This window comes from Paracidovorax oryzae ATCC 19882 (genome assembly GCF_000687165.1).
Classification (GTDB): domain Bacteria; phylum Pseudomonadota; class Gammaproteobacteria; order Burkholderiales; family Burkholderiaceae_C; genus Paracidovorax; species Paracidovorax oryzae.
The window spans coordinates 76,440-88,910 of sequence record NZ_JMKU01000017.1; the positions used below are offsets into that span (position 1 = coordinate 76,440).

Annotated in this window: 10 protein-coding genes; 5 read left to right on the forward strand and 5 right to left on the reverse strand. The window is 72.0% G+C overall.

The annotated features are described in order from the left end of the window. Window positions 1–368: 368 nt before the first annotated feature. Window positions 369–1,286, reverse strand: coding sequence for a class I SAM-dependent methyltransferase (locus tag T336_RS0114280; protein ID WP_026433071.1), 918 nt, complete (start codon window positions 1,284–1,286; stop codon window positions 369–371). A 44-nt stretch (window positions 1,287–1,330) separates the two neighbouring features. On the opposite strand from T336_RS0114280, the gene T336_RS0114285 reads away from it, so the two are divergent. Then, window positions 1,331–2,047 (forward strand): ComF family protein, encoded by a 717-nt coding sequence (locus tag T336_RS0114285; protein WP_026433072.1) that lies wholly within the window; start codon window positions 1,331–1,333, stop codon window positions 2,045–2,047. 116 nt (window positions 2,048–2,163) lie between these two features. Next, a complete protein-coding gene (locus tag T336_RS0114290; protein WP_019701915.1) occupies window positions 2,164–2,640 on the forward strand; it encodes a tRNA (cytidine(34)-2'-O)-methyltransferase in 477 nt (158 codons plus the stop codon). A 27-nt stretch (window positions 2,641–2,667) separates the two neighbouring features. Here the strand turns inward: T336_RS0114290 and T336_RS0114295 are convergent, their stop codons facing one another. Next, window positions 2,668–3,603 (reverse strand): LysR family transcriptional regulator, encoded by a 936-nt coding sequence (locus T336_RS0114295; RefSeq protein WP_026433073.1) that lies wholly within the window; start codon window positions 3,601–3,603, stop codon window positions 2,668–2,670. A gap of 225 nt (window positions 3,604–3,828) precedes the next feature. Here T336_RS0114295 and T336_RS0114300 point away from each other — a divergent pair, with 225 nt between their 5' ends. Next, a complete protein-coding gene (locus tag T336_RS0114300) occupies window positions 3,829–4,155 on the forward strand; it encodes a DUF4148 domain-containing protein (protein WP_026433074.1) in 327 nt (108 codons plus the stop codon). A gap of 103 nt (window positions 4,156–4,258) precedes the next feature. On the opposite strand, the gene T336_RS0114305 is transcribed toward T336_RS0114300, so the two are convergent. From T336_RS0114305 to T336_RS0114315, 3 genes are all read right to left on the reverse strand, one after another. Beyond that, the gene (locus T336_RS0114305) at window positions 4,259–4,726 is read right to left on the reverse strand and encodes a MaoC family dehydratase (RefSeq protein ID WP_019701918.1); all 468 of its coding nucleotides are present in this window, start codon (window positions 4,724–4,726) and stop codon (window positions 4,259–4,261) included. Window positions 4,727–4,782: 56 nt separating this feature from the next. Beyond that, window positions 4,783–5,403, reverse strand: a complete 621-nt coding sequence (locus T336_RS0114310) for a nucleotide-binding protein (RefSeq protein WP_019701919.1) — start codon at window positions 5,401–5,403, stop codon at window positions 4,783–4,785. Window positions 5,404–5,478: 75 nt separating this feature from the next. Then, complete coding sequence (locus T336_RS0114315) at window positions 5,479–6,117, reverse strand: LysE family transporter (RefSeq protein WP_026433075.1); 639 nt, start codon at window positions 6,115–6,117, stop codon at window positions 5,479–5,481. 143 nt (window positions 6,118–6,260) lie between these two features. Between T336_RS0114315 and kefC the strand changes: the two genes are divergently transcribed. Continuing rightward, window positions 6,261–8,162 (forward strand): glutathione-regulated potassium-efflux system protein KefC, encoded by a 1,902-nt coding sequence (gene kefC / locus T336_RS0114320; protein ID WP_026433076.1) that lies wholly within the window; start codon window positions 6,261–6,263, stop codon window positions 8,160–8,162. 82 nt (window positions 8,163–8,244) lie between these two features. Then, complete coding sequence (locus T336_RS0114325) at window positions 8,245–12,444, forward strand: WGR and DUF4132 domain-containing protein (RefSeq protein ID WP_026433077.1); 4,200 nt, start codon at window positions 8,245–8,247, stop codon at window positions 12,442–12,444. Window positions 12,445–12,471: the final 27 nt, after the last annotated feature.

A 12,471-nucleotide genomic window follows, 5' to 3' on the forward strand; every position in this document is an offset into this window, starting at 1 on the left:
CGCGGGTGTCTCTCTCCTGTCCCTGCATGCACCGGCCCGCCACCCCGAAAGGCGGCCAGCCGTGCATGGCGCAGCATGCCGTCCCCGTGTCGCGATTGCAATAGCGCAGGCGCCATCCGCGGCCCGGCCCAGTACAAACCATGAGAAGGAAGGAGGCGGCCGTGCGACAGGTCGGCCGGGCCATGGCGCGCGAAGGCGCCACGCACTCGGGCAGGCGCGCGGCGCGGGGTGCTCAGGCCCGTGCATGCTGCGCACGGGCTGGCCAGGCCCCATAGCCCGTAAATTGTAGCTTGCGGTGGATTCAGGCCACTGGCCGTAGCCGTCCGGGAAAACCCGCCGCACGGCGCGGCGCCGGGCCGGGCCCGCCCTCAGGGCCCGGGCGGGCGCCCCTGGCGCAGCATGGCGCGCATGTCCTGCAGCGAGACCGCGCTGCTCTCGCTCATCTTGAGCCGCGGCGCGGGCTTGAAGGCATGGCCGTAGATGATCTCGAAGGTGAGCGCGAGCTGTCCCCCGTTGTCGGGGCTGGCGAGGCGATCGGCCAGCGCCCGCTCGAGCCGGTCGCGCCAGGCGCGGCCCCGCAGCGCGGGAAAGCGCGCGGGATGGAAGTTGCGGCCGAGTTCGCGCAGTTCCTGCAGCAGCCGCGCGGGCGTGGCGAAGGTCAGGGTGATGCGCTCCATGTCCATCACCGGCTCCGCGAAGCCCTGCTGGACCAGCATGTCGCCCCAGTCGTGCATGTCGGTCATGGCGTGCCCCGCGGGCGGCCATCCCAGGGCCGCGTGGAGCGCGTGCAGCTCGCGCACGGTGTCGGGCCCCAGGCAGGAGAACATCAGGTAGCCGTCCACGGCCAGCGCGCGGTGCCAGCGGGCGATCAGCGCCTGTGGATCGGCCGAGAGGTGCAGCGCCATGTTGGCCCAGAGCATCTGCACGCCGCCGTCCGGGGGCAGGCCGAACCGCGGGGCGCCGGACGCCCAGCGCCCCGGGCTCCACCAGGGCCGCGCGAGCGCCTCGCGCGCCGCCGTCAGGTGCCGCGGCGCGGTCTCGGCGATCCACGCCACGGCCCCCGGGTAGCGGCGGGCCACCAGCCCGTGCCCCTGCAGGCCGCCGCGCACCGGGTCCCAGTCGGCCCAGGCCGCGGGTGCCTGCCGGATCCACTGCAGCCGGTCTTCCATGCGGCGCGCGACCTCTTCGTGCAGCCAAGGGGAGGCAGCGGGCGCGGCCGCATGCCAGCGCGCTGCGGCGGCCGGGTCGATGGTGGGGGGAAGCTGGCGGTCGGGGGGCGCGGACATCGGGGGCGGAGGGCGGGAAGCGGGTCGGGCAGTATATTGATGCCATGTGGAAGCAGTGGTTCTCGGGGATATCGGACGGGTTCGCCGCCGCCGTCCGTGCGGTGCCCAGCCAGTGCGCGGTCTGCCATGCTTGGCCGGCGCGCCGCGTGTGCGATGCCTGCGCCGAGCGCTTCGCCCAGCCCCGCCCCCGGTGCACGACCTGCGCCCTGCCCGTGCCCGCGGGCGTGCGCCGGTGCGGGGACTGCCTGCGCGATCCCCCGCCCCTGTCGGCCTGTGTCGCCGCGGTGGACTACGGCTATCCGTGGTCGGACGCACTGGCCGGGTTCAAATTCCACTCCGATCCCGGCTGGGCCGCCAGCCTCGCCCTGCTGGTGCGTGCGGCGCCCTGGGCCGAGCCGCTGCTCGATGCGGCGGATGCGGTGCTGCCGATACCGCTCGCGCCGGAGCGCTTGCGCGAGCGCGGCTTCAACCAGTCGGCGCTGCTGGCGGCAGCGCTGTCGCCTGGCCGCTGCGACGCGCGCACCCTGGTGCGCCTGCACGCCGCACCGGCCCAGAGCAGCCTGTCGCGCGCCGGGCGGCTGCGCAATCTGGACGGCGTCTTCGCCGTGGCGCGCGACCGTGCCGCACGGGTGCAGGGCCAACGCATCGTGCTGGTGGACGACGTGATGACCACCGGCGCGACGCTGCATGCCGCCGCCCGCGTGCTGCTGCAGGCCGGTGCCACCCGGGTGGACGCGGTGGTGCTGGCGCGCACGGCCTGAGGGCGGGAAGGGAAGGTGATGGCCGAGTCGGGCAGGCTGCGCCGCCTGATACATTTTTTTTCAATCTGCCGTCCGCCGCGGCGAGGCGCCCGCATGCTGCGGCACACAATAGGTCCATGTTCCACATCGTCCTCGTCGAACCGGAAATTCCGCCCAACACCGGCAACGTGATCCGGCTGGCCGCGAATACGGGCTGCACCCTGCACCTGGTGGAACCGCTGGGCTTCTCCATGGAAGACAAGCTCATGAAGCGCGCGGGCCTGGACTACCACGAATATGCGGAAGTCCGGCAGCACGCAGGCTGGACGGCTTTCCTGCGCGACGCCCAGCCCAGCCCGGAGCGCGTGTTCGCCATGACCACGCACGGCGTGCACACGGTCTACGAGAGCCTGTTCCTGCCGGGCGACTGGTTCGTGTTCGGTGCCGAAAGCCGGGGGTTGCCGCCCGAACTGCGGGACGCCTTCCCGCCCGCCCAGCGCCTGCGCCTGCCGATGCTCCCGGGCCAGCGCAGCCTCAACCTGTCGAATGCCGTCGCCGTGACGGTGTACGAGGCCTGGCGGCAGAACGGCTTCGCGCTGCCCGAGCCGGCCTGAAAACCTTGTTTCCGCCGCCCTGCCCCATCACCCCTGCGCTCCCGGGGCCTGCATGGCCTCCTCGATGGAGCGGCGCGTGCGCTGGCTCAGGAAATCCAGGAAGGCCCGGGTGCGCGCGGGCATGAACTTGCGGCTCGGCAGTGCCGCATACAGCGTGAAGTGTCCCGTGGTCCAGGACTCCAGCACGCGCACGAGCCGGCCGCTGCGCAGGTAGGGCGCCGTCAGGTCGAGCGGCTGCGAGCTGATGCCCGCCCCATCCAGCGTGGCGCGCAGCAGCGTATCGATATGGTTGGACACGCACACGGGTTGCACCGCGACTTCCACCACGCGCCCTTCGTCTCCGCCTTCCAGCAGGCGCATCACGCCGGGCCGGGTCTCGGAGCGCCGCCGCAGCAGGCACTGGTGGTACTTCAGGTCTTGCGGCACCTGCGGGATGCCGTGGGCGCGCAGGTACTCGGGCGAGGCGCAGACGATGCCGTCGAGCGAGACGATGGGCCGGGCGATGACGTTGGCATTGAATCGCTCGTCGGCACCGAGCAGGGTGATGTCGTAGTCGCCGATCGGCGGGTCGAGCGAGGCATCGGCGTGGATCTCCAGCGTGACGCGCGGATGGGCCTGGCGGAAGCCGGCGACCAGCGGGGCGAGGATGTGCACGGCCAGCGCCGGTGGCGCGAGCAGGCGCAGCACGCCGGCGATCTCGGAGGTGTGCGCCTGGGCGACGGCGAAGGCCTCGTCCACGTCGGCCAGGATGCTGCGCACCCGCAGCAGGTAAGCCTCCCCGGCTTCGGTGAGCGACACCCTGCGGGTGGTGCGCTGCAGCAGCCGCGTGCCGATGTGGTCCTCGAGGTCGGCCACCAGCCGGGTGACGGCCGCGGGAGAAAGATCCAGGGCCCGGGCGGCGGCGGCGAAGCCGCCCTCGTCCGCCACGGACTGGAAGACGCGCATGGTGAGCAATCTATCCATGTTCGCAATGAAGATGATCCATGAAATCAGATTATTTCAATTTCATGAATTAATCATTGCCGCCGATGCTGTTTTTCCCGGGGTTAACCCTGCGTACAGTCGGTTCCATCGATGAGCGACCCGTCGGGCTCACCGAGGCAGGACAAGACCGGCGCCGCGCCCTCGCGCAGCAAGCCGGCCTTGCCCGGACATTCCCCGACGCATGGAAAGACAAAGGAACACATCATGAACCGCAAGCCTCTCGCCATTGCCGCAGCCCTGCTCGCACTGACCGCCGTCTCCGCCCAGGCCGACAACCGCATCCAGGGCGACTGGAACAACTACCCGGCCGTGAACGACACCGCCCCCAGCACGCTGACGCGCGAAGCCGTGATCGCCGACCTCGTGGCCGCACGCCAGAACGGCACGATGCCGCGCGGCGGCGACTGGAGCGACGTACCCGCTCCGCTGGCCGTGTCCAATGGCAACACCCAGGTGGTGACCCGCGAACAGGTGCGCGCCGAAGCCATCGCGGCAGCCCGCTCGCATGAGATCGTCAGCGGCGACCATTGAGACCGCGCCGCGGCGCATACCGCAAGCCCGCCCATGGCTCCGGCCCGGCGGGCTTTTTCACGCCTGCACGGCGCCCGTGCGAGGTGAGCCTCCGGTCAGGCGATCAGGGTTTCGCGCCGTAGTTGCGGGTCAGGGATTCGGCCACGCACACGGGTTTGTCGACGCCCTCGCGCTCGATCGTGGCCAGCCAGGTCATCTGCACGCCGTCCGGCGGTGCGGGCTCGCAGGCCTGCAGCGTGAGCCGCGCCCGCAAGCGGCTGCCCACGGGCACGGGCGACATGAAGCGCACGCGGTTGAGGCCGTAGTTGACGCCCATGCGCGCGCCCTCGATATCGAAAGCCGCCTCGAAAAAGCGCGGCAGCAGCGACAGCGTCAGGAAGCCGTGGGCGATGGGGCCGCCGAACGGCCCCTGCGCGGCACGCGCCGGATCGACATGGATCCACTGGTGGTCGCCCGTGGCTTCTGCGAACCGGTTCACCTGCTCCTGCGTGACGGTGATCCATTCGGTGACGGCCACCTCGCTGCCGACGCAGGCCGCCAGCTCGGAATACGACTGAAAGGTCTTCTTCATGTCCTGCACTGTAGTGCGCGGGCCGCGCCGGGGCGTGTCGGCCCGGCGACAGCGCGTCAGCCGCCGGAGAGCCAGTCGCAGATGGGCTTCCACTGCTCCAGGTCGCGGGCGACCCGGCCGGGCGAGACGTCGAAGAGCGACAGGCCCTGCGCCGCGAGGTGGATGTAGTTCTGGGTGTCGCGGAGCATGCCCAGGACGGGCAGCCCCAGCCCCTCCACGAATTCCTGCAGCTTGTCGGCGGCGATGGTGCGCGAGTCCACGCGCATGCCGACGATGCCGATCTGCGTCGAGGCGGCCTGGCGGTGGGCGGCCAGCTCGTCCAGGAAGCTGCGGGTGGCGAAGATGTCGAAGACGCTGGGCTGCAGCGGCACCACCACCTTGTCGGCGAGCTTGAGCACCTCCTTGAGCGGCGCGCCGTGCAGGCCGGCCGGGGTGTCCAGCACCGCATGGGTGGCGTCGCGCGGGGGGCGCGGCACGGCGCCCGCGGGCGTTTCCCAGTCGGCGATGGGGCGCGCGGCCGGCGGCCGCAGGCTGCGCCAGAGGCGCGACGACTGCTGGGGATCCAGGTCACCGAGGGCGACGGCATGCCCCTGGCTCGCGAAATAGCCAGCCACGTTCATGGCTAGCGTGGACTTGCCGACACCCCCTTTGGGGTTTGCCACTGCGATCACGGGCATGTGCGACTCCTCGATGGCGGAACTCGTTCGGTACGGGACGCCGATGGTAGCGCCACGGCGTGACGGCGCAAGCCGTCAGGCGTGCGGCCCGCCGCGCCGCACGAAGAACAGCCCGGCGCCCACGGCCATCAGCAGGCCGCCGAAGACGCGGTTCTGGTTGCGTACCGCCCGGGGGCTGCGCAGCAGGCGCCGCAGTGCGCTGGCGCTGGCGGCATAGCCGTGCATGACGGTGAGATCCACCACGACCATGGTGGCACCCAGCGCGAGCAGCTGGGTCCACAGGGGCCGCGACTCCGTCAGGAACTGCGGCAGCACCGCGACCATGAAGATGATGCCCTTGGGGTTGGTGGCGTTGGTGAGGAAGCCGGCGGCGCAACGGCGGCGCCAGGAGGCCGCGGGGGCGGCCCCTTCGTCGCCGAACACCGAGGCGCCGCCCGCACGCCACTGGGTGAACCCGAGGTAGATCAGGTAGCACGCACCCATCACCTTCACCGCGCTGAACGCGGTCTCGGATGCCAGCAGCAGCGAGCCCACGCCGGCACCGGCGATCACCAGCACGAGCAGGAGGCCCAGTTGCAGGCCGAGGATGGTCGCGCCCGTCCGGCGCACGCCGTAGGCCAGCCCGTGGCTCATGGACAGCACGGCCCCGGAGCCGGGCGAGAGGGCGATGAGGCAGGCGGCGGCGGCGAAGGCGAGCCAGGTGTGGAAATCCATGGGAGGGCAGCAGGAGACAATGGAAAGGGGATGCCGCGCCGGCATGGCCGCCGACACGGTGGAGCATGTTAACGGGGCACAATGCCCCGGCGCCCCATCTTCCATCCTCTCTCCTCGTTCCTGCCGCTGCCGACACCGCGTCCATGGCCCACGCACCCACCTGGCTCACCTACGGATTCCTCTACCTCGGCGCCGCCGTGCTGGCGGTGCCCATCGCGCGCGCGCTCGGGCTCGGCGCCATCATCGGCTACCTCGCGGCCGGCATCGCCATCGGCCCGTGGGGCCTGGGCCTGGTGAGCAACGTGCAGGACATCCTGCATTTCGCCGAGTTCGGGGTGGTGCTGATGCTCTTTCTCGTGGGGCTCGAGCTGCAGCCGAGCCGGCTCTGGAGCCTGCGGCGGCCGATCTTCGGGCTCGGCAGCGCGCAGGTGCTGGGCTGCGCGGCCCTGCTGTGGGCGGTGGCCTGGGCCTGCGGGCTGCCGTGGCGCGTCGCGCTGGTCGGGGCGCTGGGGCTGGCGCTGTCGTCCACCGCGATCGCGCTGCAGGTGCTGGCCGAGCGCAACCTGATGCGCACGGACAGCGGGCAGAAGGCGTTCTCGATACTGCTCTTCCAGGACGTGGCAGCCATCCCCATCTTGGCGCTGCTGCCGCTGCTGGCCGCCGGCGCGGAGGGCGCGGGCGGCGCGGCACAGCCCCACACGGCCAGCGGCCTGGCGCTGGAGGCCGCGAAGATCATCGGCGTGGTGGGCGGCATCGTGCTGGGCGGGCGCCTGCTGCTGCGTCCGCTGCTGCGCTGGATCGCGCGCAGCCGCACGCCGGAGATCTTCACGGCCGCGGCGCTGCTGCTGGTGGTGGCCACGGCGATGCTGATGCTGGCCGTGGGCCTGTCGATGGCGCTGGGCGCCTTCCTCGCCGGCGTGCTGCTGGCCGAGAGCGAATACCGCCGCGAACTGGAAACCGACCTGGAGCCGTTCAAGGGCCTGCTGCTGGGCCTGTTCTTCATGGCCGTGGGCATGACCATCGACTTCGGCGTGCTGATGCGCTCGCCCTGGACCATGCTGGCGTTGCTGTTTGGCTTCCTTGCCGTGAAGGCCATGGTGATCCACACGCTCGCCCGGGCCACCGGCATGGCCTACCAGGAGCGGCCGGTGTTCACGCTGCTGCTCGCGCAGGGCGGGGAGTTCGCGTTCGTGGTGTTCCAGACCGGCGCGGGCGCAGGGGCGATCCCGGCGGAGACGGCATCCCTGCTGATCGGCGCCGTGGCGCTGTCGATGCTGCTGAGCCCGCTGCTGCTCACGGCAATGGACCGCGTGCTGCTGCGGCGCCATGCGCGCCTGGAAGACGGCGCGCCGCCGGACGTGGAAGAGATATCGGAGCCGCAGGAGGCCCCGGTGATCATCGCGGGCTTCGGCCGCTACGGCCAGATCGTGGCGCGCATGATGCTGGCGCAGGGCGTGCCGGCCACGGTGCTGGACCACAGCGTGGACATGCTGGAGGTGGCGCACACCTTCGGCTACCGCGTGTTCTACGGCGACGCCACGCGGCTGGACCTGCTACGCATCGCGGGCGCGGCGCAGGCGCGCGTGCTGGTGGTGGCGGTGGACGATACCGAGCAGTCGCTCAAGATCGTGAAGATCGCGCGCAAGCATTTCCCGCAGCTGGAGATCGTGGCCCGCGCGCGCGACGTGACGCACTGGAACGCGCTGCGCGACCTGGGCGTGACGCGGGTGGAACGCGAGGTGTTCGAGTCCAGCCTGAAGACCGCGCGCACCGTGCTGGAGGTGATGGGCATGCCCCCCGCGCAGGCCGAGGCGCTGGCGAACCGCTTCCGCCACCACAACATCGCCCTGGCCGACCGCATGTACCCGCACCACAAGGATCGCGCGAAAATGATCGCCGTGGCCCAGCAGGGCCGCCAGCAACTGGTGGAGCAGATGGCCAAGGAACGCCAGGAGCAGGCGGCCGCTGCTGCCGCCGCCCAGGGCGGCGGGCCGGTGCCCGCCGAAGGCACGGAGGGCGCGGGCCCGCCGGCCCGCAGCCCCTGATCCCGGCCGGCATCCGGCCGGCACCGGCGGCCCGTAAGCCGCCGCCCCTTGAGGCTCTTTTTCCGAAAGGATTCACGACTTCATGCGCCGTTTCGAACTGATCGAGGGAAACTCCAGCAAATTCTGGGAAGTGGAGCAGGCCGGCTCCGGCCTGAACATCCGGTGGGGCCGCATCGGCACCGCCGGCCAGAGCCAGACCAAGGCGTTCGCCGACGCGGCCAAGGCCACGGCCGCGATGGCCAGGCTGGTCACCGAGAAGACGGGCAAGGGCTATGCGGAAGTGGGGGTGGCGCCGGGAGCGGCCATCGGCGCGTCGCCAGCGCCTGCACCCGCGAAGCCGGCACCTGCGAAGCCCCCTTCTCCGGGGACCCCCACGGGCGATGCCCCGGACGCCGCGCCGGTTGCATCGGCACAGGGCGGGGAGGCGGCGCCGGCCGAGGGCCTGGACGCCCAGTGCGAGCGCGCCGTCGCGGCCACGTGGGCGCAGATCGCCGAAGGCAGCCTGAAGGTGGACGACGTGCTCTCCGCGGCCGTGATCAAGCGTCGGCATGGGGTGAGCGACCAGGGTGCCGCCATGGCGTTCGAGCAGCTCAAGTCGGCAGGCCTGCTGCAGGGCTGGGGCACGACGGCGCAGGTTTCCAAGCGCGCGCAGGAACGTGCCCGGGCGCTGATCGCGGATGCCGCGGCCCGCGCGGCCCAGGCGGCATCCACTGCGGAAACGCCGGCAATCTCCGTGGCGGCCACCGGCGACGGCGGGACGACGGTACCGCCCTGGCTCGCGCAGGGCGACCCGGTGCGCCTGTCGCCGCAGATGGAGCGCGAGGCCTATGCCACGCGCCGGTTCCCGCCCCCGGTGCGGGCCGTGCCGCTGGCCGAGGCCTGGCAGCGGGCCCGGGGAGCGCTGGACGTGCAACTGGACCTGCCGGGCACCGACGCCGCACTGCGCGACGTGCTGCAGCGCATGTCCGACCGCCTGGCCCGGACGGCCCCGCAGCCCGACGCAGAGGCCGACACGGTGCTGCTGGCGCTGGCGCTGTCCATGTCCGGCTACCACGGGGAAAACGCGGGCGGCGCCGCGATCGTGGACTATCTGGTGGCGCAGTACGGGTTGCCCGGCGCGGTGGACATTTTGATCGCCGCCCAGCGAATCAAGGTCACGGGCGTGTACGACTCCCAGGCCCAGCAGCGCCGCCTGCAGCTGTCCGGCGCGGTGACGCACCCGATGTCCAACGGCTGGCGCGGTCCGCTGGGCCAGGGCGAGGAGACCTTCCGCAACTACCTCGCGGCCGCGCCGCAGGCCGAATGGGAAGCCTGCGCAGACCGGATCGAAGCCGCCCTGCCCTCCCTGCACCCCAGCCGGCAGCCCGTGATGGCGCTGCTGCTGCCGGACCGGCCCGCGCTGTCGGATGCGCTCGCGCACCGGCTGGCAGCCGAAAAGGAAACGCCCGAGACCGCCCACTGGCTGCTGCTGACGGCCCAGGACCCTGCCGCGCTGGCGATCGCCGCCAGGACGCGGCTGTCCTATTCTTCGGGCTTCTGGGGGCACGGCCGGATGGTGGCCACCGCCGTGCGCGAGCGCGGCTGCGCCGCGGTGGCGGTGCTGGAGCGCGGGGCCGCCGACGAGGCCGCGGGCGAGGCGCTCGCCGCCATCGGCACGCCCGAGGCCGTGCTGGCGCTGGCCAGGGTGGCCAGCAGTTCCAAGGGCTCGCTCGCGCGGCTTTCGCTCGCGGTGGACCGCTGGCCGCTGGCAGGCATCGTCGCGCTGTCGCGGCTGGTGGCGGCCGACGGCAAGGACGCGGGCCTGTTGACGCCCACTCTGTCGCGCCTGCTGCGTGCCCACGGCGAAAGCGTGCCGCCGCTGCGCCCCTGGCTGGACGCCGCCGCGCAAGCCGCCGTGGACCGGCAGCTGGCGCTGCTTAGCGGCCCCGCCGAGGTGGCGGGCCCGGACGAGTTGCCCGAGGTGCTGGCGCGCCCGCCGTGGCTGGCCAAGGCGGCACGGAAGGCGGTGGCGGTACTGGCCCTGGAGCCGCTGCCGCTGGCGCCCGTGGAGCAATGGGCGCCAGGCGCCCGCGAGGAAGCACGGCGCCTGTCCTCCTGGCAGATGAACCGGTATGCCAGCGCCGCCCAGAACGTGGACGAGATGCTGAACCTGCTGGGTTTCGATACCCGGAAAAAGCAGCAGTACGTCCCTATGCGCAACGATGCCGCAGGGGCCATCCGCGCACGGGACACAGGAGCGCTGGTCGCGGCCTGGCGGGCCCTGGTGGCCGAGCGCAAGCGCGAACGCTACTACTGGTACACGCTCGACACCACCGCGGTGGCGCACCTGCCGCCGGAGATGGCCGTGCCGTTCTGGAACGCCGTGGCCGGCGAGACGGAAGGCAGCGATATCGGCCACGCGATCGCCACGCTGGGCCTGCCCGCGTTGCCGGCCCTCGCCGCCATGGTGCGCCTGAAGCCGGCCGAGAACCTGGCCTGGGCGATGCACTACGGTGCGGTGGAGATCGCGCCCACCGCGGCGCGGGCCTTCGCCAAGCTCAAGACCGCGCGGGCCACCGGCCGCGCCTGGCTGCTGCAATACCCCGAGCACGCGGCATGCGCGCTCATCGCGCCGGCGCTGGGCAAGGCCGGCGAGGCGCGCGACTGCGCGGGTTCGGCACTGCGCCTGCTGTGCGCCCAGGGGCACGAGGCGTTGCTGCTCGACGTAGCGGCACGCCATGGCGACGATGCCGTGGTGCAGGCGCTGCGTGCAGTGCTCGACGAAAGCCCGCTGGACCGCTTTCCCACCAGGCGCGCGAAGCTGCCGGAATTCTGGCAGCCGCGCGGATGGCGCCGTCCCGTACTGAAGGACGGCCCCGGCCAGGGCAAGGCGCTGCCGGACGACGCGCTCGACGCGCTCGGGCAGATGCTTACCTTCCCCACGAGCGAAGAGGTGTATGCCGGCATCGCGCTGGTGCGGGAAGCCTGCACGCCCGATTCGCTGGCCGACTTCGCCTGGGACGCCTTCAGCGCCTGGCTGGAGGCGGGCGGCCCGTCGAAGGAGGGCTGGGCCCTGACCGCGCTCGGGTTGCTCGGCACCGATGACACGGCCCGCCGGCTCACGCCGTTCATCCGCGCCTGGCCGGGCGAATCGGCGCATGCACGCGCCGTCACCGGGCTGGACGTGCTCGCGCAGATCGGCACCGACGTGGCGCTGATGCTGCTCAACGGCATCGCGCAGAAGATCAAGTTCAAGGGCCTGCAGGACAAGGCGCGCGAGAAGATCGCGGCGATCGCCGAGGCGCGCGGCCTCACTCCCGAGGAACTGGAGGACCGGCTCGCGCCCGACCTGGGCCTGGACGCGCAGGGCACGCTGCGGCTGGATTTCGGGCCGCGGGCGTTCAAGGTGGGATTCGACGAGGCGCTCAAGCCCTATGTGCGCGAGATCTCGGCGGACGGCAGCGACGGCGCGCGCCTGCCGGATTTGCCCAAGCCGAAGAAGACCGACGACCCCGCGCTGTCGCAGGAGGCGGTGGAGCGCTTCAAGCTGCTGAAGAAGGACGCCCGCACCATCGCCAGCCAGCAGCTGCTGCGGCTGGAGGTGGCCATGTGCGCCCGCCGGCGGTGGACGCCGGACGTGTTCCGTACCTTCCTGGCCGGCCACCCGCTGGTGCGCCACATCGTGCAGCGCCTGGTCTGGGGCGTGTACGAGGTGGAGGACGGCGGCAGCTACGGCGGCCGGCTCGCGGCCTGCTTCCGCGTGGCGGAGGATGGCAGCGCCACCACGGCCGAGGACGACCCCTTCGACATTCCGGAGGGCACGCAGGTGCGCATCGGCGTGCCGCACGCGCTGGAGATCACGCCCGCGGACGCGGCGGCCTTCGGGCAGGTCTTCGCGGACTACGAACTGCTGCAGCCCTTCCCGCAGATCGGCCGCGATACCTATACGCTGACCGAGGCGGAGAAGGCGGACATCAAGCTCTCGCGCTGGGCCCAGGCCAAGGTGCCCACGGGGCGCGTGCTGGGGCTGGTGAACAAGGGATGGCGCCGCGGACAGGCGCAGGACGGCGGCGGTATCTGGTACTTCACCAAGCCGCTGGGCGCCGACCGCGTGATCGAGCTGCACCTGGACCCGGGCATCATCGTGGGCATGGTGGACGAGTACCCCGAGCAGGAGCTGGGCGACGTGCAGGTCGGCAAGCCGACGGCCTGGGGCGACATGCAGAACCCCGAGGCGATCGGGCGGCTGGACGCCATCTCCGCGAGCGAACTGATCCGCGACATGGAGGGACTGCGCGCCTGATGCGCGCCGTGCGCAGCCGCCCCTTCG

What these genes read in the sequence shown, in the direction of transcription:
- T336_RS0114285 (WP_026433072.1), top strand. Translation starts at nt 1,331, where the DNA reads ATGTGGAAGCAGTGGTTCTCGGGGATATCGGACGGGTTCGCCGCCGCC.
- T336_RS0114325 (WP_026433077.1), top strand. Translation starts at nt 8,245, where the DNA reads ATGCGCCGTTTCGAACTGATCGAGGGAAACTCCAGCAAATTCTGGGAA.
- T336_RS0114300 (WP_026433074.1), top strand. Translation starts at nt 3,829, where the DNA reads ATGAACCGCAAGCCTCTCGCCATTGCCGCAGCCCTGCTCGCACTGACC.
- T336_RS0114290 (WP_019701915.1), top strand. Translation starts at nt 2,164, where the DNA reads ATGTTCCACATCGTCCTCGTCGAACCGGAAATTCCGCCCAACACCGGC.
- T336_RS0114295 (WP_026433073.1), bottom strand. Translation starts at nt 3,603, where the DNA reads ATGGATAGATTGCTCACCATGCGCGTCTTCCAGTCCGTGGCGGACGAG.
- T336_RS0114310 (WP_019701919.1), bottom strand. Translation starts at nt 5,403, where the DNA reads ATGCCCGTGATCGCAGTGGCAAACCCCAAAGGGGGTGTCGGCAAGTCC.
- T336_RS0114315 (WP_026433075.1), bottom strand. Translation starts at nt 6,117, where the DNA reads ATGGATTTCCACACCTGGCTCGCCTTCGCCGCCGCCGCCTGCCTCATC.
- T336_RS0114280 (WP_026433071.1), bottom strand. Translation starts at nt 1,286, where the DNA reads ATGTCCGCGCCCCCCGACCGCCAGCTTCCCCCCACCATCGACCCGGCC.
- T336_RS0114305 (WP_019701918.1), bottom strand. Translation starts at nt 4,726, where the DNA reads ATGAAGAAGACCTTTCAGTCGTATTCCGAGCTGGCGGCCTGCGTCGGC.
- kefC (WP_026433076.1), top strand. Translation starts at nt 6,261, where the DNA reads ATGGCCCACGCACCCACCTGGCTCACCTACGGATTCCTCTACCTCGGC.